Here is a 20,571-nt window from a genome sequence, read left to right on the forward strand (position 1 = left end):
GTTTCTTTATCCCTCCGCTTTTAACTCTAAAATTAAATCACGCAATTCAGCCGCTCTTTCAAAATTGAGGGCCTTTGCCGCTTCCTTCATTTCCTTTTCCATCTCTTCAAGCACTTTTTCCTTTTCTTTCTTCGTTAAAGAACCAAGCTTTTGCGCCGGTGTGTACTCTTCTGTCTCCTCGGCAACAAGCGTCGCTCGAATCGCTTCACGAATATCCTTCTTGATGGTCGTCGGCGTAATACCATGCTTTTTATTATATTCTTCTTGAATGGCACGACGCCGTTTTGTCTCACTTATTGCCAACTCCATCGAATTCGTGATCCGGTCAGCATACATGATGACATGACCATTCGAATTACGGGCTGCCCGACCAATTGTCTGGATGAGCGAGCGCTCCGAACGGAGAAAGCCTTCTTTATCCGCATCCAAAATTGCCACTAGTGAAACCTCAGGAATATCTAATCCTTCACGGAGAAGGTTAATTCCGACTAAAACATCGAACTTCCCAAGACGAAGCTCACGGATAATCTCAATCCGCTCCAAAGTTTTTACCTCTGAATGCAAGTAATTGACCTTAATGCCAATTTCTTTTAAGTAATCCGTTAAATCCTCGGACATCTTCTTCGTTAAAGTCGTGACGAGAACGCGCTCATTGCGCTTAATCCGCTCCTGAATTTCGCCAATCAAATCATCAATCTGCCCTTCGATCGGCCTTACATCAATCGTTGGATCAAGCAGACCTGTTGGGCGAATGATTTGTTCGACCATCTCAGGCGTGTGCTCTATTTCATACGGACCAGGAGTCGCCGAAATATAAACAATTTGATTAATATGTTGTTCAAATTCTTCAAATCTCAATGGACGGTTGTCCATCGCTGAAGGCAATCGGAATCCATGATCGACCAGCACTTGCTTTCGTGCTTGGTCACCATTATACATTCCCCGAACCTGTGGCAGCGTCACATGAGATTCATCAATGACAATTAAAAAGTCCTCTGGGAAATAATCGAGAAGTGTATATGGCGTTGAACCGGACGGTCTTAGTGTTAAATGTCTTGAATAGTTTTCAATCCCTGAACAAAAGCCCATTTCTCTCATCATTTCAAGATCATAACGTGTTCTTTGCTCCAAACGCTGAGCCTCAAGGAGCTTATCGTTTTCTCTTAAGTGCTTTAAACGTTCTTCCAGCTCTTTTTCAATATTTTCAATCGCTACTCTCATTTTTTCCTCACGGGTCACGAAGTGGGATGCTGGGAAGATAGCAACATGCTCTCTTTCTCCCATAATTTCACCAGTTAAAGCATCCACTTCACGAATCCGATCAATTTCGTCACCAAAAAACTCTACTCTTAAGCAATGCTCATCCTTTGAAGCAGGGAAAATCTCAACCACATCTCCCCTTACGCGAAAGGTACCACGTTGAAAGTTGATGTCGTTACGCTCATATTGTATATCTACTAATCGTCTGAGAAGCTGATTGCGTTCAATCTCCATTCCTGTTCTTAAAGAAAGAACCATTTCCCGATATTCTTCAGGCGAACCTAAACCATAAATACAGGAAACACTGGCAATGATGATGACATCTTTCCGCTCAAACAAAGCGGACGTTGCCGAGTGACGAAGCTTATCTATTTCATCATTAATACTTGAATCCTTCTCAATAAATGTATCAGTGGAAGGAACATATGCCTCTGGCTGATAATAGTCATAATAGCTGACAAAGTATTCAACCGCATTATTGGGAAAAAAGTCTTTAAACTCACTATAAAGCTGTCCTGCCAACGTTTTATTATGAGCGATGACAAGGGTCGGCTTATTCACTTCCTTAATGACATTGGAAATCGTAAATGTCTTCCCGGTTCCTGTAGCTCCAAGCAAAGTCTGATGCTTCTTCCCCGTCTTTATTCCCTCAACAATTTTTCGTATAGCCTCTGGCTGATCCCCTTGAGGTGAATATTTCGAAACCAATTCAAACTGATCCTTCACACAAAAGCCTCCTTCTCCACTTGAATCCGATGAACTCATATTCTCATTCTACCACAAACAATCAAAAACTAACCAATAATATGCGAACGGATATTCGTTTTTTTTACTTTTGGAAATAGTTTCATTCAAAATTGGGAGTTTGAAAGAGGACTTTGCCAATTTTGAGTGGGGATTGCAAGTGGTTTGGACGAGTTGTACGAAAGTGCGAGGGAGGGTTTCGTGTGCTTTCGCGTCGATTACGCGGATCTTGCTTTGTGCGTGTTTTGGCTGGGATTGCGACGGTTTCTTCCTTGTTTGCGCGTATTCTTCTCAGGATTTCACTGATCTCGTTTTGATTGTGCGCGATCTGTACGAGATTGCACCGATTCCTACTTGTTTGCGCTCCGCTATGATCCAGAGTCCCAGAGGTTTTGATCCTAACCCCCAAGTAACAGCAGCGACAAATAAAAGCGACCACGAAATTGCCATTTCCATTGGTCGCTTTCATTCTCATATTCGCATTAAATCTTGAATTTCTTAATTGCTTCGTCCATCTGTTCAGATAGTGTTTGTAAAAGGTCCGTTGATCTTTTGATATCGTTGAAAATGTTCATCTGCTCTTCGGTTGAGGCGGCAACCTCGGTTGAGTAGCTTGCGGATGCTTGGGATAATTGGGCGACTTCGTCGATGGAAGCGGATAGCTCTTCTGAGGCTGCTGACATTTGTTCCGTTGTTGCTGTCACTTCTTGGAGTTCTTCGTTTACTTTTTGAATCGCCTCAAAGATTCCTTTGAAGGTAGCACCGGCTGAATGGATGGCGTTGACGCCGAGTTCTACCTCATTTATGCTATTGTCCATTTCTGTTACGACCTGTATCGTGGTGTGCTGATATTTTGCAATTAGCCGTGAAATTTGTTCCGCAGAATGCTTGGATTGCTCGGCCAACTTTCTTACCTCGTCTGCTACAACAGCAAATCCCTTGCCATGGTCCCCTGCTCTTGCTGCTTCAATTGCAGCATTAAGAGCTAATAAGTTGGTTTCATCGGCGATATTAGAAATAACTTTTAAAATGAGTTCCACTTCTTGAACCTGTTGCCCCAATTCCTTTGTAACATTAGAGTTTTGGGACACAGTTGCCTGAATCCTATCGATTTGATTCATAACTGTTGTTAGTTCTTCGTCCCCACGTTTAACTTTGTTGATCATCTCTTGTGACGATTCTGCTACATGGCTTGCCGATTCAGCGATATTTTGAATTCCTTGCGCCATTTGTTCAATAGCGACTTTCGATTCATTCGTCTTCTGGAGTTGTGTTTGATTGCCGCTAGCCACTTCTGTTACGGATTTTGCAATCATCGTACTTGCTTCATTTACATCAGAAACATTTGCGTTCAGATGTTTTGCTGCCCCCATTAACTTCATGGAAGTAGCAGAAATATTTAAAATGATCTCTTTCATATTTCGAATCATAACGCTGAAGGCGTCTGATAAAACTTTCATTTCTCCTGAACTATTGCTGTGCTCTTCCTTCATTATTTTATCAGCCGCAACTAGATCACCTTCTGCAATCACATTTGCTGTTCTTGTTAGTGATGGAAATCTTTTCAGCATTCGGTTCACATACAAAAATAAAGCACCACCTGCCATGGCAATGGCCAAAACGTTTACTCCGATGAATAAAGGCAACCCTTCTTTATTAACTGTATTCTGGATAGCCCCTACCGCTCTGGCATCAATATCCACTCCTAATATTCCAATCACACTGCCGCTGCTGTTGGTAATAGGGGCAAACGCTGATAAGTAATCCCCATATTCCGGATCGTGAACAATTTCCGTATGACTCACATTTCCATCAAGAACTGGTTCGATATCTTCGTAAGTTGTTGCCGTAGTTGGAGCACCAATTGATGCGGAAATATCAGAGTCCCTTGGCAGACCATCGATGTACATCATTACATTTTTGTCATCATCCACTGCTAATGTGTAAACATAAAACGAACCGGTTTTTTCTCTTAAATCATTTAATTGTTCCCGTAGCTCCCAATAATCATCATTCTCCACTTTGGTTGCAAGGAACTCTTCATATTGGTTTACATCAATGAAGCCAACAATATTTTCTGCTGTTTGTATACTATAGTTTGAAATCGTTTGCTCAACTGCTTTAGAAGTATTTTGAATCAAAATAAAGACCGTCATGACTAAAATAAAAACCATGACAATCATTAATGACCATGTGATTTTCGTGCCCAGTTTCGTTTCTTTTTGCTTCATTCATCACTCATCTCCGTCCCTTAAGCGAGATTTCACCAATACCAACTATTAAGAGCTCTCCAACTGAAAATATTGCTGATCATGAATGGTCATTTTTTTATAAGTAAAAGATAGGATCTTATTCTTTTTTAAGTCATTGATCACATGGCTAACTGTCTCTCTCGAGGTTCCTGAAATATTGGAGATATCCGTTGTCGTAATTGGACATCTAAGAGTAATCACATCCCCTTCCTGACTGCCCAAATCCTCCATCAAGTAGCTTATCGTATGAATAACTCGTTCAGTTGCATTTGAGTTCGTCATTTTTTGCAGCCTTGTTTCATGTAATCTTAAAATAGACGATAATTCACGAACAACATGAAGGAGATGCTTTTTACTTCGCTTCACTGTATCTTCAAAATAAAAGGTTGGCAAATATAATAATTCCACATCCGTAACAGCTATCGCTGAGTAATGATAATCCGGATCTGAAAAAAGTCCGCCATAAGGAAATAATGTATTTGGCTTAATATAATCTGAATACAAAAGAGTCGCGTCAGAGTTGTTTTTTTCCAGCTTTACAAATCCATCCACTAATAAATAGATTCTTTCCCGGGGATCGCCAGCGGTGAACAACATTTGTCCCTTTCTATAGGTTCTCCAGTACACAAATGAGCTTAATTGAATTAATTCTTTCTCAGAACTATGGGAAAACACTTCAAAGCTCTTTAATAATTCAACAATGTTTTCTGGTTTCATCTATACCCCTCCTCATTGTTGTTACAGTGATGTATGGTCGACTCTACAATTCTATTATATATAGTTAAGAAAGCGCTCAACTTACCGTTGTATGGCAATTTTCGAACATCCATTCAGCATTTTTCCGCGGATAACGCCGCTCTTTATCTCATCCCAAATAAGGCATTTCTTTCTCAAGCTAAAAAGAGCGAACTGGGAAATGGAGGAGGATTTATAAATGGGAGAATAGCCTAAAGAGACCACTAAAATAGCAGTCTCTTAAAGCTTGAAAATCTAGTGCATAACCAATTCTTCTTTCGCGATAATATGTGTCCCCGCACCATTTGTAATCGCACCATAAGCTTGAGTCAGGGAAGTAATAATTGTTTTTCGCCCGCATCTCGATTTAGCAAACTCAATAGCTGCTTCTACTTTGGGAAGCATGCTTCCTGGTGCAAACTGTCCATCAGCAATATGTTTTTTTAGCTCCTCCACAGTCACCTCATTGAAAAATTGCTGGTTTGGCTGATTGAAATTGATCGCCACATTAGGAACAGCCGTTAAAATCAGGAGAATATCAGCATCAACTAATTCTGCTAATTTTTGTGAAGCAAAATCTTTATCGATGACCGCCTCCACTCCTTCAATTCCATCTGTTCCTTTTATGACTGGAATTCCCCCACCTCCACCAGCTATGACGATGTCTCCATCATCCACTAATTGATTGATAATTCGGTACTCTAATACTGCTGTCGGCTTAGGTGAAGGGACAACCCTGCGCCAACCTCTGCCTGCATCCTCCTTAAAGACAAAGCCTTGTTCTTTTTCTAGTCTCTTCGCCTCTTCCTCTGTATAAAAAGGGCCAATTGGTTTTGTTGGCTGGACAAATGCCGGATCATTTTCCTCTACCAATGTCCTTGTTACTACTGTTACCACATCTTTTTCAATCCCATTTTCTAAAAGGGCTTTATCCATCGCATTTTGCAGCCAGTAGCCGATCATCCCTTCACTCATGGCACCGCATGTATCAAGAGGAAGCGCAGGCGTCGTTTCTGACTCAGCGGCCTTCTGTTGAAGCAATAAATTTCCAACCTGCGGGCCATTCCCGTGAGTAATAATTAATTTATGACCATCTTTAATTAACTTCACCAATTCTCGTGCTGTACGGATACAGGCTTGCTGCTGCTCATCGGCAGTTGCCCCATTCCCAGTTTGAATCGCATTTCCACCCAGAGCGACAACAATTCTTTTTGACATAATACGATCCTCCCAACATCTACTATTCTGAAATGACGGCTTCTTAGCCGTGTGACACATTTAAATAAGTCTGGCGTTTAAATCAATACGGAAATACTCATAATTGCCATCACTACAACGGTCAGAATAAGCAGCAGCTTCCACACATGCTTAAGGTATACGTTGTAAGGGATACGGGCTATTGCGAGCGCTCCCATAATAACGGCACTTGTTGGAGTAACAAGGTTGACAATTCCGGAGGCACTTTGAAATGCTGTAATGACAACATCCCGTCCTAAACCTGAAAACTCCGCTAAAGGTGCCATAATCGGCATTGATAAAGTGGCCAATCCAGAGGTTGATGGAACTAAAAATGACAAAGGCAGATAGAATAAAAATGATAGATTAGTAAAAACAACTGGACCCACATCGGCCAATAGCTCTTCTCCCCAATGGAGAACCGTAGCCGTCATTCCGCCATCATTCATCACGATGGAAATACCGCGGGAAATGCCAATGATTAAGGCAACACCTAATAGATCCTTTGCTCCATCTACAAAAGTATTAATGTACTCAACCTCTCCCATTTTATAAACAAAGGCAATAATAATAGAAGAAAACAAGAATAATAAAGTGAGTTCTCCAAACCACCAGTCTCCCAGCGGAATGATCGAGCCTAATAATTTCCCAATAACAGGAATTCCTAAAATAGCATTATTCATATTTTCAAAGAATGGAATATCAAACTTATAAGCCCATGGAATAACACCAAGAATCATGATCACAAACGTGACCGCAAATATGGTTAATACGGCTTTTCTTTTCCCAGTAAGCTCGAGAACCTCTTCTGCTTGCCCTTTAAGGAAATGCTTTTCATTATCTTCTTTCATATCAGCAACAAGGGATTTCAGCGGGTCATTTTTGACTCGATTTGCATATTTCATCACGAAGGCGACTGTTATAGCAAGACCTACAATAAGAATGATCAGGCGAAGCAATAAACCCTCGCCAATCGAAATTCCAGCAAAACCAGATGCAATTCCGGTAGCAAATGGATTCATGGTCGATCCAAGCACACCGACACCGGCACCTAAAGCGATGATGGAGACAGCGGTCAAAGAATCGTAGCCAGCGGCAATTAATATCGGAATCACAAGCGGGTAGAAAGCGATCGTTTCCTCCGCCATCCCATAAGTTGTTCCTCCAATTGCAAAGACCGTCATTAACACGGGGATGAGCCAAATTTCCCTTCCCTTCAGCTTTCGGACAATTCGACCTATGCCTGCATCAATTGCCCCTGTTTTTACTACAACACCTAAAAAACCTCCAATAACAATGACAAAAAAGGCAATATCTTGAGCATCAAAGAAACCTTTTATCGGGGCATAAAGTACCTCCCAGGCGCCTTGCGGATTTTGCTCTGCTGGTGAATAAGTGCCTGGAACCGGTTCAAAGCTTTCGGACCCTGGGTCTTTGTTTTCATATTCACCGGCCGGAACAACCCAAGTGAGCGCAGCAATGGCGATGATGATCAAGAATAAAATCGTGTAAGCAGTAGGCATTTTAAATTTTTTCATGTTCAAGCCTCCTAACACCTATTTAATTTTCCATATAGAACGATGTAGCTATGAATGTTCCTTTATTTACTTAGCTCATAGATCGCTAGTGCGTAAATTTCCATAGCCTTGAACATTTTTTCTAACTCTATATATTCATTAGGCTGGTGCTCCACTTTTTCTTGATCTGGAAATATCGCTCCAAACGCAACACAATTGTCGATTGCTCTTGCATAGGTTGCACCACCCGACGAAATCGGCTCTGACACCTTATCACCTGTCGATTCTTGATAAACCTTCATTAAAGTTTGAATTAGCGGGCTATCGGTGGGGACATAGATTGAATCAAGAAAATCAACCTCTTCGTATTCAAGCTGATACGGTTTAATCACTTCTCTTAACCGATTTACTAATTCACTTTTATCAGCCGTTACAGGAATGCGCATATCCACTGACAAAACCTCTTCATCTTGAAGCGAAATTTTCCCAATATTAAACTTAAGAGGCCCTGATACTTCATCTTGAACATCCCCAAAAATAGCGCTGGCATATACATCTGTACTTACCTTTTCGTAGACAAAATCAATGACACTGGAATGGACATCTATTTCATATAAAGCGATGCATAAACGCGTAATTGCATTAATTCCTTCCTCAGGCACTTGAGCATGAGCTGGCTTTCCTAAAATGGTCAATCCAGCTGCTTGTGGAACGTATGCAAAGCCTAATTCACGGAGCTTTTCTTCAAGCTCTTTCTGCTTCTCGCCACGATAATGAATACTCCTTGGCACCGCATTGAAGGCATCCCCGCCATTCATGCGCAAAGAAGTTTGATTTCTCCCTTTTAACAAAAACTGAAGTAGACCTTTTTCTGCGTAAACGAGTGGAAAAATGGCATCAGGTGTAAAGCCCATTGTCGGCCATTCCTCTTGTTCACGATAACGTTGCATACATCTCCACAGTGTTTCTTCATCGGTCCCAAAGATAATCCGAATTCTCTTTTGAAAAGGCTTGTGCAAATTCATTAATGCCTTTACCGCAAAGACGGTGGCCAGTATCGGCCCTTTATCATCCTGTGTTCCTCTTCCGTACATGCTGCCGTTTTGAATAGTGGCTTGAAATGGAGGATAGCTCCACTCCTCAATCCGCCCTGCCGGTACGACATCTAGATGTCCAAGAATTCCAACCATTTCCTGTCCATTTCCAACCTCTGCATAACCGTAATAGCCAGCCGGATCATAATAGGTCCGGAAGCCTAATCGCTCGCAAATCGCCAACGCTGTTCTGAGCGCTTCATTAATTCCGCTGCCAAAAGGAAAGGGGGAATCATCCTCATCTATGACACTTTTAATTTTGATCAACTCGTCCAACGAATGAATATAATCCGCTTTTAATCGTTCAATTTCCTCTCTAATTTCATGAAAATCATTCATGGCATCACCTTATTTCAGGTTTATTAACCAAGGAAAGGAAAAACCTTTCCCTGGTCATGAAAATTACCCTAATGTCGCAGCCATTACCGCCTTAATCGTATGCATGCGATTTTCCGCTTCATCAAAAACATGAGAATGCTCGCTTCGAAAAACCTCATCTGTCACTTCCATCGCTGTTAAACCAAATTTTTCATAAATTTCACGGCCAATCTGCGTTTCTAAATCATGGAAAGCAGGCAAACAGTGAAGAAACATGACATTATCATTTCCAGTCAGCTTCAGCATTTCCATATTTACTTGATAAGGCTTTAATAGCTCGATTCTCTCTGCAAATTTATCTTCTTCACCCATTGAAACCCACACATCCGTATAAATAACATCAGCACCATCAACGGCCTGGGCGATGTCCTCCGTTACGATGACTCGTCCATTGGACTCTTTCGCCACTTCCTTCGCATAATTCACAATTGTTTCATCTGGGAATAGGGAAGCTGGTGAACAAATGCGGACATCCATTCCTACCTTTGCCCCTCCGATCAAAATGCTGTTGGCAACGTTATTGCGGCCATCGCCGACATAGACAAACTTAACTCCTTTAAGATGCCCGATATGCTCCTTAACCGTTAAAAAATCTGCCAGTATTTGCGTTGGATGGAATAAATCCGTTAAACCATTCCAAACAGGAACACCGGAGTATTTCGCCAGCAATTCCACGGTCTCATGGCTAAAGCCTCTAAATTCAATCCCGTCAAACATTCTTCCCAATACTTTGGCAGTGTCTTCTACAGATTCCTTTTTCCCAAATTGAATATCTCCTTTACCGAGGTATTCTGGATGGGCTCCTAAATCAATGGTCGCTGTCGTAAAAGCACATCTTGTCCTTGTCGAAGGCTTTTCAAACAGTAAGGCGATATTTTTTCCTTCCAAATATTTATGGGGAATTCCCTGTTTCTTTTTCACCTTCAGCTCTTCTGCAAAGTCTACTAAATAATTAATCTCTTCCTCAGTAAAATCGCGTAATGCTAAAAAGCTTCTTCCCTTTAAATTTGGCTTCTTATCAGTCAACATAATCCTCTCCACCTTTTTCTAAAATGTCTGCTCGTTTACTAATGTATAAAGATGAATAACAGATACCATTCTGATCGATTAAATATCTTCTCTCATAATTGGCATACTCATACAACGAGGACCCCCACGGCCTCTTGATAATTCCGAGCTCGGTACCTCTATCACTTCTATGCCGCTTGCCCTTAACAGTTCGTTCGATACATAGTTTCGGTCATACGTCACAACGACTCCAGGCGAAATCGCAAGAGTATTCGAACCATCATTCCACTGCTCACGGGCAGAAGCTATGACATCTCCGCCACCGCACGGAATAAGTTGAATTTCATCCAGCCCTAACACTTCCTTCAAACATTCTGTTAAGTTACTCCGCTCCGTAATTTTTACATGCTCTGAGTCTTTGCCTTTTTCAAGAATATAGATTCGCATATTTCCGTCAGGCCCTTGGATAGCTGGGTGGATCGTGAATTTATCGTAGTCCACCATCGTAAATACCGTATCAAGATGCATGAATGCCCGGCTCTTTGGAATTTCAACGGCAACTATTTTGGTAATGTCACTTTGACGTTTAAAAAGGTTGAGTGCCAATTTCTCTATCGCTCGCGCAGAAGTGCGTGCACTAACCCCAATCGCAACCGTGCTCTTCGAAAGAATCAGTTCATCTCCGCCTTCAATAGCGAATTCATAATCCCGGTTAAGCCATACAGGAACATCGTGCTTTGCAAAGCGTGGATGATATTTAATAATGTATTCCATGAACATCGATTCTCTGCGCCGTGCTCCTTCTCTCATGCGATTAATAGATAAGCCGTTGCCAATCGCCGCTGCCGGATCACGTGTGAAATATAGATTAGGCATCGGATCTAAATAAAACGGATAATGGTCTGCCATAAACTCGTATAAATGAGTTTTCTTTCCTTCCTCAATTTCAGTTTTCATGACCCCTGCGATCATTTTGTCGACCATTTGATCGGTCGGAAATGAAAGCAAATATTCCTTTAAAGTTTCCCTTGCTCCATTTACATTCGACTTGCTCTCCGCTAAAAATTGGTCAATGAACTGGAGGCGAATCTCTTCCGAACTTAAAACTTCCGTCAATAAATTTTCTAAATATAGAACCTCAACACCACGGTTTTTTAAAGCGTTTGCAAAATAATCATGTTCCTTTTGAATCGTAGGAAGATAAGGAATATCATCAAATAGTAATTTGTGCAAAAACTCTGGAGTTAAATTTTCTACTTCTTTCCCTGGACGATGAAGCAAAACAGTCTTTAATTCGCCAATTTCAGATGTTACGTGAATCGGATGCCTCATAATAAAACCTCCTTCATTTCCTATAACATTTTGTATGGATATCCTTTACACTTTTCATGATAAAAGGTTTATATTGTTAAAACTGTGGTCATCCTTGAACATTGGTTGTGAATTATTTCACAAAAAATATTATACACAACTCAACTATTTGTATATTTTTACAAAGAAATCGCTTTCAACATTATTTTCTCTGTCATCGTTCTACTTTTTCCTGCATATTTCGAGAATATTTTCAGATCACGGCTTATAAAATAAATATATTCTGACTATTTATTAGAACAGCACAATAAAAAAGGACGATTATTCATTATGATCGTCCGAACACATTAAGCAAAAAAAGACGATCCTAAAAGAGGGATCGTCTTTTAAATGAAAGTTTTTTTTGGGTTAGCAGTTTCCATACCAACATATTTAAGGAGACGGTCATTCATGATGATCGCGTCCTCATCAGAGCGGCAAATGATTAAGCAAGTATCATTTCCGCAAACCGTTCCAAGCATCTCCGGCCAATCAATTTGATCCAGTAGTGCACCAATTACATGGGCGTTACCTGGGCTTATTTTAAGGACGATAAGGGGGCCGACCATGCTCAATTTTTCAAATACTTCAACAAGTGAACGTTCAAGTCTTTCATGTGGTTTATAATTAACATCTCCAACCAAACTGTAGCGAAAACTCCCTGTGTTTAGAGGAATTTTAATTAAGTTCAACTCTTTTATGTCTCTAGAAACAGTCGCTTGAGTGACCTTCATCCCCTTTTCACATAAAAGTCTAACAAGATCCTCTTGTGTTTCAATTTCATGCATACGAACCAGTTCTCTAATCAGATGATGCCTTTGGCCCTTTGACATGTGAATACACCTCTCCTGTAAAAATCGAGTCAATCTTCAATTTGATTGTACATTGAACGTTCCTCTTTTTTTACAGAAAAAGTGTCGATTCTATTACAGATCTTGTCATTTAGCTTCGCGCTTTCTGCGCCAAACGTTGAGCATACCAAAAGCCAGCCGTTAAGGAGAAGGCATCAATTACGATGAGCAAGAAAGAGTTAGTATAACCTTTGTAAACAGACGCCGTAATAAGCGCAACCGTTAGTATCAGCCCTATGTAGCGATTATAGGTTACTCTCGTAAATAACACGACAAGAATTCCAGGTAAAAGGAGCGCCATTACTACTTTCATTAACACTATCTACACCTTCTTCACATTAAATACAAAGTTACTAAACTAAGAATAGCTTTTTTCAATGTGATAGGCAAATAGGCGAGCAATTCAAGTAAACCTTTTGTTTTAACCGTATTCCGCAGTGAAGCTTTTATTTAAAATGACCTTTTTCATTTTCCTAATTAAGGAGCTGTCTAAAAAGCCAGGGTAATCTTTATTTTAAGGACTTATCGGATAGCCCTATTTCCATACATGGGAAAGCTGAAGATTATCTTCGACTATTCTCATAACCTGCATGCAAGTTTCGATAGAACAAATTAATCAACTCATCCAGCTCCTGACTGCAGCGGAGCGTCTCAGCACTATGCATCCCTTTATCTTTAGCGATTTTTACTAATTTCCGTTTGTGCTCAGATATTTGTTTGAGAATTCGTTCTCCTTCCTTCAGTCGCTCCACAACATCCGTCCTCCTCCTGAACCTTCCTGTTTTTGTTATCTTCATTTTGGAGGATGTTCATCCGTTTCGTAATCCCCTCTAATTCCCAATTCTCTTATTTCTCCTTTTTTAGGATACTATTCCTATTCTCTCCTATAGTGTGATAGGAACCCTCCTCTGGAAGAATGTATATAAATGTCCCACTTATTTTAAAAATTATTTTTTTCTCTATTAAAAAAGATAAATACTTGCCAATTTGGCTTTCGGTTACTCCATACTTGTTGGAGAGAACATGTGGATCCCACCCATTTTGAATATATAGAACGCATAAACTCATAAGCAGTGAATCTTTCATACTATCTCCTCCAGCTAAACTACTTCTAATTGGTAGTTTGCTTGAACCACTCGTGATAAACCATCCCACTGCCCTCCCTTTTTCTCCAATAGGAATGGAATCCTATCATGAGCACAAGGAATCCTAAATAAATTTGAAGCACCTTTTTTTCATATTCATCGCCGTTTATCCTCGGTGGTCTATGCAGGTTCCTTTAGACGTAAATACATATATAAAAATTACTCTAAAGTCACACCAAAACGAAGGCGTCTTTGGAACCATTAAGGTTCAAATCGTTTCTGCGATGTTTTCGCTAATGCCGGGTCAAAAGAACCTTTCTTTCAATAAGGTCAGCCTACAGTGCATTTAGCTTTGGCTGCTTGCCCCAGATGCAGATCCACTCATTAAAAAGTTAGCCACTACAAACGAAAGCAAAACAACACGAAAAAACTGCTCTGGTTTAGAACCACAGCAGTCAGAGTATCAACCTCATTTATAAAATTTTATTGAACAGTTTAAATGGAAGAGCGCTTTTGAAGGCGCGCAGTAACAATCATGATGAAATATCGAGCTTTTGCGCACTGCCGTTGTTATTGGGGCGTATACCCCATTTGATATACTTTCGCAATCGCTTGAGAACGATCGGTAACGCCCAGCTTCTGCAAAATATTGGTCATATGGTTCTTTACTGTATGATCACTAATAAATAGAGACTGGGCAATCTCGCGATTATTTAAGCCCTTTAATACTTGGTGGAGCACTTCCATTTCACGATTTGATAAATTCAATTTCTTCTTGATTTCTTCTTGCTCAGCTCCTAATTCCATGTCGTTTTCTTGACCAAATGGAATTTCAATTTCTGCCATATAGTTTCGCTCCTCCCACTCCACAAATGTTTTGTAGAGGGGATCATTCTGAAGCTGCTGTTTAATTGGTTGAGCAATCTTTTCACCGACACGATCAAGAATGATAAAAAGCAACATTACTAAATCATTTTTAACCTTTTTCCACTCCTGCGCTCGATAATAATGCTGCATGAGCTCCATCGTTTCTTTATCAGAAATGGCATCTAACAACATTTCCTGTTCATAATAAATAAGGGTACATGCATTTTCCAATGCACTAATTTCGTTTGAATCCAAGCCTATTTCTTTAGCGAACCCTGCTATTAACCTGCGCGCTTCAACACTCCGCTCATACTTCTCTGACTCATTTTTTTCTAGCAATCTAGTGAGTAGATTAACCAGTTTTTCGTCAGATTGTTGAGTTAGTTCTTTCTGCAATAAATAAATCGAAATTCCACCTGCAATACCAAGACTCGATAGAAAAGGAATATACGGTTTAACTTCATCCTTGCTGCGAATCCCTATACTAAGCACTCCGAATAATTCACTTCGAAATGTAATAGGCATTTCATATACAAGTTCCCCATTCGTTAGTTCATGGAACATCCCCTCTGTTTTTTCCACTAACTTATTGCTAAAATGCCTTTTTCCAAGGTCACGGCCGTATTGACTTAATTGCTCGTTTTTCATTCCTCGTGATAAAAGAGAGAGTTTATTCTGTACCTGAATTTCCTTAAAAAGTACGGATGCAAAGGAACCCGATAAAATATTCATACCCATATCAATTAAAATATAGAGGACTCTTTTCACATTATTCACTTTTGTCATCACACTGAAAATTTCATTGAAAGTGGATAATTGTAAAAAATGATGATTAGAACTTTCTTTTAAGCTTTGTTGGACCATAAAAACACCGATAAAAGAAGCCAGTATACTAATGTCAACAGGATCAAACAATTCCTCTTCTTTTTCACTGCCCCCAAATAAAAGCCCCTTCGTTTGATTACCTACTTTAATTGGCTGGCAAAACAAACTTCTTGGAGATAAACCGTATTTTCTATATGTGACCAGCCGCGGGTCCTCTTGAATATGCGTCCAATACGAGTATTCTTCTGTCATGATAACTTGTCCTAAAAAACCTTCTCCTAATGCTACCTCAATCCCTAAAACCCTATCCATACTCTGACCGGCGAAGTGTTGGATCAGGTACCTCTCTTCTTCTTTATGGACTGCAATGCCCACAAAACTCAAATCCGGGTTTAAATTCTTAAATTGCTGAATCAATACATCCAGGTTAAATCTTTCATCCGTAATGTTTTCAACAGCCCATTTTGCATTTAAGATTTTATTTTGAAAAGCATCCACATATACCTGATTTTGATAGAGCGATTGAATTGAACTCGAAAGTTGCTGAAAGGTGGCAAGAATCCTTGCTTTTTCATCATTCGAAACAACTTTAACCGATTGTAAATTATGTAAGAAAACCGCTCCCTCTTTGTGCTCTTGAAGATATTTTTTTAAGGCATCAAAAATCTCATCCTCTACAAGCATTCCTCCTATTAAGTATAACCGCTCCTGACTGTTCGTAATTATCGGTGCCGCTAGCACCTTTAATCCTGGCAAGACATCGACATAGATCGTACTTTTTATTTTTGTGAGAGCAGGAATGCTTGCAATCATCTGCTGCGCTAAAAATTCCTCGTTGCCATTTTTCGGGTAGGAGATCTTTGTTTTTAATAATCGCTTCTCATCGACCAGTACAACCATTAAATCAAGTAAGTGAGCATATCCATCTTGAAGGTTTTGAAGAGTCTTTTCTACTCCCATATGAATTCCCTCGGAATTTGAAAATTATCAGGTTGAACATAACGATAGATGGCTTGCTCACCGTCACCTATTTTTTCAAGAATGGAATCGGTTACTAAATGCTCTAATATAAGTACCAATTCCGCTGTTTTTCTTCCCAATCTCAAGGCCAGTCCCTCAGCTGTTTCCAATGTATAAGGATTTTCTTCGAAAAATAGAGTACACTCCACTTTCAGGGGATTAAACTGTAACATCTGGTCCCCCCCTCCTATATTAGATTAATAAATGGTTTTTTATTTATATTTTCGACAAGCAATGGAGATGACATTTTTCCTAATGGTGATTTTAAGAGCTGGACGTATTGGTAGCTTCCTTCTACCCACGTTTTGATGACTCCATTTGAGGTGCGCTCGACAAAACTAGATAATTGCGGACCTAATTCTGTAAAGTTTGACAATGATAGAACACTAAAACCAGCTGAATTAAGTCTTGATATTTCCTCCGCATAAAATGTTTCGAGAAAGGCTTTCCCCCTCTGAGAAACAATCGTGTTTAAATCATAATAAACAAACCATTTCTCCTCAGGATTTAAGGTTGAATGAGTAAATGGCTCAAGACCATTGACAATTATTTTTCGATACTCATCATTGTCTAAGTTGGACACGTCAATAATTGCCCCTTCAAAGCCTGGTGGAGAAGGGCGATTATAATGTTCGATAAAGAAGATCTTCTTTTTTTCCACGTATTCTTTTAAATTTACTCCGTACAGCTCATATAAAAATTCTATATCATTAATTGTCGAAAGACTCGATAATAAAATGATTAAACTCTCGCCTGCTAAAAGGCGATTTACTGCGATCGAAGCTGCTAAATATTTGTAGTTCGCCTTACTATTCGTATCTATTATAAAAGCAGAACCATGTGGGATCCCCCCGTCCAATAGTTGATCAAGCTTGGCAATGCCTGTTGTAACCGTATTTGATTCATATAAATGCGATTTATCCTCTACCATGGAAAAGGCAGGTAACAGTTGAATTCCCTCATCAGTGATCCGATAAATATGCTCACCCTCGACAATTTTCCGCCCTCTCATTTTTAACACTTCAAGTGTTCGCTGGCGGTAATGCTCCTTGAAGTCTTTTAAAGATAAACGTATAACGCCGTCAACCACATAATTAATATAGGAAACTTCCGGATCAATTGCTGCTGTCTGCTCCTGTATTAACAATGCCGTTAAATTAAACTTTCTTAAAATATTGCGAAGCTTATAGAGTGTTTTCCTTTTTATTTCAACGCTATCGTCCCCTATCTGAAACAAGCTAATACTATCAATCACAATTCGCTTGCAATCCATCTCCTGAATCATTTGCTCAAAGAGTCCATTTTGCCTTTCCATTTGCTCTAACAACACCTGTGGTGATATACAGAGGACTCTCAGTTTATTTTCACGTTCTAGCGCAGGAATATCCCACCCAAACGCTTTCATTTCTTTATATAATTGACCAGGTAGTTCTTCAAAGGTTATATATATTCCTGGCTCATCGTATTGAACAGCACCATTATAGAGAAATTGCATACTTAAATTGGTCTTCCCAGTTCCGGGTAATCCTTCTATTAAAATCGAAGCACCTGCTGGAAATCCGCCGTTAAGCAGAAAGTCAAGTCCGTGAATACCTGTTGAAGTATATTGACTCATCTATTTCTCCCCCTTGCTTCCTATTTTTAAAATTCTGAATATTCATCTCCTAAAAGGATTTATGAAGAACGATATAAAACTATTATACCTGCTTGAGAAGACCTATTAAATACTTTTGTGAAAAAGTGTAAACATGTCGATTAAATTGGTAAAACTAAAATAAATTCCTTGTCTATTTCAGAACAAAGGCTCAATAAAACTGAAAATTTCGGAGGATGCTCGTCAAACTTCCTTGTCGCTGACACTCCTGTGGGGGACCGATTAAACCGGTAGGGTAGTCACTTCCTCGTGCTTCAGGTCGAATAGGAGCGGCATTAAACACGAAGCTGCCCCGTTGTCTCTTCTTTCCCGGTCGAATAGAAGCCTCATTCGAGATAAAGCAATGACGCTTCCTTGCAATTCCGGTTGAATCGCAGAAGGATTAGACACGAGGCACACTCACCTCCCCCAGTTGTAACTCTACTTCCCTCCAAGAGTTAAGCTCCTTTCACTTCAATCAACTAGATTGCGAGCTTTTAAGCAAGAGGCATTAAGCAGCGCCTGCAGTAAATTTGTTTTTTAGACAGTATCATGCTTTTCCTTTGCATTCAATTGACTTTTGACAACGCATATCTGTTCTCTCACTCATATTTGCATAGCAAAAAGGCTGTAGACCACCTCTTTGTCTACAGCTCCTTGCTCTTACGATTTAATATTTATAGTTTTTAATAAGCTCTTGCAACTCTTCTGCCATTTTAGCCAATGACTTCGCTGATAATGAAATCTCTTCCATTGACGCCAATTGTTCTTCTGTTGAAGCAGCTACTTCCTCAGAAGTTGCCGCATTGCTTTTTGCAAAATCAGCAATTTCCTTTGCAACAACATCAATTTCTTGAAGACCTGCAGACATCTCCTCAGCAGTGTAAGAAATTGATTCCATCTGTGGAGTAATATCTTTCATGCTCGCTAAAATTTCATGAAACTTTCGAATCGCTTCAACAGAAACGTTTAATCCCTGTTTTACATCTTCTGTCACATGGGACATTTGTTGAACGGTCGTTTCAGTATCCTGCTGGATGGCTTGAATAAGCTCCGCTATTTGCTGGGCCGATACTTGTGATTGCTCAGCAAGTTTCCTTACTTCATCCGCTACAACTGCAAATCCCTTGCCCGCTTCCCCTGCTCTTGCGGCCTCGATCGCTGCATTTAAAGCAAGGAGATTAGTTTGATCAGCGATTCCTGTAATCACCTCTAAAATCGTTCCAATTTCATCTGAACGTTGAGATAAGAGCTTAATAATTTCATTTGACTCCTGCACAGAAGCGTCAATCGATCTCATTTGCTCCATCGTTTTGTTCACCGATTGACCTCCTTCTTCCGCTTTTTCGGTTGTTGTTTTTGTTAACTCCGTTACTGCGGAAGAACTTTGAGCAATTTGTACCGAGCCTTGAGAAATTTCATTAATCGCTTCAACAGTTGCATCAATCGATTCAGTTTGTTGCTCCGCTCCACTTGCAACTCCGACTATCGCTTTCGCTACCTGATCGGTCGCTTGGCTTGTCTGATCGGAGCTCGCCATTAACTGATCAGCTGAAGAAGCTAAATGTACAGAGCTTTCTTCTAATTTTTTCAATAAATCACGTAAATTCTCTTGCATGTCGCTAAAGGAATGAGCTAGTTCGCTAATTTCATCATTCCCTTTCGCTTCAATCGTTTCTGTTAGATCCCCTTCGCCAATTTTAGTAGCTTTCAACTGCAAATCTTTTAATCTCTTCGTTATTGAGCGCACGACTATGAAGACTATTATTAGCCCTAAAATAACAGATATCACTTGTACAATTAAAGAATTAGTTCGAATTGACTGAGCAGCACCTTGTATTTCTTGTTCAAAAAATGTACCTGCTATTTTCCAACCAGTCGTTTCATTCGTAACAAACGTCATTTCCATCTTTTTACCGTCACGCACATACCCAAAACTACCCGTTTCGGCGTCATAAAGTTGACTGTAAAACGCTTCTTCTGCCGGTGCTCCTACTTCCTCATGCGGGCTTAAAATATAGTGTTGATTTGAATCTAATAATAGGGCGTATCCCTCTTTCCCTATGACGACTCCTTCTACTATTTCTTGCATCGTTTGAACATCAATATCCATTCCAAAAACGCCTGAGCCATCCTCTAATGTATGAGCAATTGAAACAACCATCCCACCTGTTGCTGCATCAACATAAGGCGACGTAATCACTGTATTTCCTTTATTAGCTTCCGCATCTGTATACCAGGAACGGGTTCTAGGATCAAAATCAGCCGGTAAATCAAGTTCCGGATACGTAATCATCGTTCCATCTGAAGTTCCTACATATACTACCATTACCTCAGGATGGGTATCTGCATACTGCTTTAGCTTCATCATTAATTCTGACGAATCACTCACGTCTTCATAAAGCTCCGACTTCACTTGCTGTGAAAAATATTGTGCATCATGCAGCTTTGGAGAGAAAGTATAATCAATATTGGAATTCAGTAAAGATACACTTCTCTTAGCCCCTTCAAATAATTCTTGACCAATCTCCCTTTCTGCACTTTGATAAGAAATCATACTGACAACAAAGGTCGGAACGATCAAAAAGACTAAAAAAATAATATAAAGTTTACTACTTAAGCTCAGTCTCCACTTTGCGGCAATTTTCTTCATCTGTCTCTACTCCTTCTATTTGTGGAATTTGAATCATTTCTTACTGCCCGTCTCAAATATAGT

General features: G+C 40.0%; 16 protein-coding genes. All 16 read right to left on the reverse strand.

All coding sequences use genetic code 11. The annotated features are described in order from the left end of the window. Positions 1–6: 6 nt before the first annotated feature. The 16 genes from uvrB to FCJ93_RS18810 all read right to left on the reverse strand — a co-directional run bounded on the left by uvrB (position 7) and on the right by FCJ93_RS18810 (position 20,508). Positions 7–1,986 carry an excinuclease ABC subunit UvrB gene (gene uvrB, locus FCJ93_RS18740; RefSeq protein WP_137744388.1) on the reverse strand — a complete coding sequence of 660 codons (1,980 nt, stop codon included), beginning with the start codon at positions 1,984–1,986 and terminating at the stop codon, positions 7–9. A gap of 500 nt (positions 1,987–2,486) precedes the next feature. Next, entirely contained in the window at positions 2,487–4,235 is a 1,749-nt protein-coding gene (locus FCJ93_RS18745) for a methyl-accepting chemotaxis protein (protein WP_095310459.1), read from the reverse strand. A 48-nt stretch (positions 4,236–4,283) separates the two neighbouring features. Continuing rightward, positions 4,284–4,973 carry a Crp/Fnr family transcriptional regulator gene (locus FCJ93_RS18750; RefSeq protein WP_137744389.1) on the reverse strand — a complete coding sequence of 230 codons (690 nt, stop codon included), beginning with the start codon at positions 4,971–4,973 and terminating at the stop codon, positions 4,284–4,286. 273 nt (positions 4,974–5,246) lie between these two features. Beyond that, positions 5,247–6,212, reverse strand: a complete 966-nt coding sequence (gene arcC, locus FCJ93_RS18755) for a carbamate kinase (protein WP_095310509.1) — start codon at positions 6,210–6,212, stop codon at positions 5,247–5,249. Between the two features lie 74 nt (positions 6,213–6,286). After that, positions 6,287–7,765 (reverse strand): YfcC family protein, encoded by a 1,479-nt coding sequence (locus FCJ93_RS18760; protein WP_095310463.1) that lies wholly within the window; start codon positions 7,763–7,765, stop codon positions 6,287–6,289. A 62-nt stretch (positions 7,766–7,827) separates the two neighbouring features. Then, complete coding sequence (locus FCJ93_RS18765; protein WP_137744390.1) at positions 7,828–9,177, reverse strand: M20 family metallopeptidase; 1,350 nt, start codon at positions 9,175–9,177, stop codon at positions 7,828–7,830. 63 nt (positions 9,178–9,240) lie between these two features. Further along, positions 9,241–10,245: an ornithine carbamoyltransferase gene (argF, locus tag FCJ93_RS18770; protein ID WP_306421296.1), complete on the reverse strand. Its 1,005-nt coding sequence runs from the start codon at positions 10,243–10,245 to the stop codon at positions 9,241–9,243. A gap of 78 nt (positions 10,246–10,323) precedes the next feature. Further along, positions 10,324–11,556 (reverse strand): arginine deiminase, encoded by a 1,233-nt coding sequence (gene arcA, locus FCJ93_RS18775; RefSeq protein ID WP_095310467.1) that lies wholly within the window; start codon positions 11,554–11,556, stop codon positions 10,324–10,326. A 365-nt stretch (positions 11,557–11,921) separates the two neighbouring features. Beyond that, positions 11,922–12,407, reverse strand: coding sequence for a transcriptional regulator AhrC/ArgR (gene ahrC / locus FCJ93_RS18780; protein ID WP_095310469.1), 486 nt, complete (start codon positions 12,405–12,407; stop codon positions 11,922–11,924). Positions 12,408–12,516: 109 nt separating this feature from the next. After that, a complete protein-coding gene (locus FCJ93_RS18785) occupies positions 12,517–12,738 on the reverse strand; it encodes a CsbA family protein (RefSeq protein ID WP_408014806.1) in 222 nt (73 codons plus the stop codon). A gap of 250 nt (positions 12,739–12,988) precedes the next feature. After that, positions 12,989–13,177 (reverse strand): aspartyl-phosphate phosphatase Spo0E family protein, encoded by a 189-nt coding sequence (locus FCJ93_RS18790; protein WP_170211353.1) that lies wholly within the window; start codon positions 13,175–13,177, stop codon positions 12,989–12,991. A 903-nt stretch (positions 13,178–14,080) separates the two neighbouring features. Then, on the reverse strand, positions 14,081–16,162 hold the full coding sequence (locus FCJ93_RS18795) for a LuxR C-terminal-related transcriptional regulator (RefSeq protein WP_235879539.1): 2,082 nt from the start codon (positions 16,160–16,162) through the stop codon (positions 14,081–14,083). After that, positions 16,153–16,395 carry a hypothetical protein gene (locus FCJ93_RS18800; RefSeq protein WP_095310479.1) on the reverse strand — a complete coding sequence of 81 codons (243 nt, stop codon included), beginning with the start codon at positions 16,393–16,395 and terminating at the stop codon, positions 16,153–16,155. Before FCJ93_RS18800 ends, FCJ93_RS18795 begins: the two co-directional genes overlap by 10 nt. A gap of 14 nt (positions 16,396–16,409) precedes the next feature. After that, a complete protein-coding gene (locus FCJ93_RS18805; protein WP_095310481.1) occupies positions 16,410–17,837 on the reverse strand; it encodes an ATPase domain-containing protein in 1,428 nt (475 codons plus the stop codon). A 261-nt stretch (positions 17,838–18,098) separates the two neighbouring features. Then, complete coding sequence (locus FCJ93_RS25075) at positions 18,099–18,266, reverse strand: hypothetical protein (protein ID WP_170211354.1); 168 nt, start codon at positions 18,264–18,266, stop codon at positions 18,099–18,101. A 259-nt stretch (positions 18,267–18,525) separates the two neighbouring features. After that, positions 18,526–20,508, reverse strand: coding sequence for a methyl-accepting chemotaxis protein (locus FCJ93_RS18810; RefSeq protein WP_137744391.1), 1,983 nt, complete (start codon positions 20,506–20,508; stop codon positions 18,526–18,528). Positions 20,509–20,571: the final 63 nt, after the last annotated feature.

This window comes from Robertmurraya siralis, assembly GCF_005502275.1.
Classification (GTDB): Bacteria; Bacillota; Bacilli; order Bacillales; family Cytobacillaceae; genus Robertmurraya; species Robertmurraya siralis.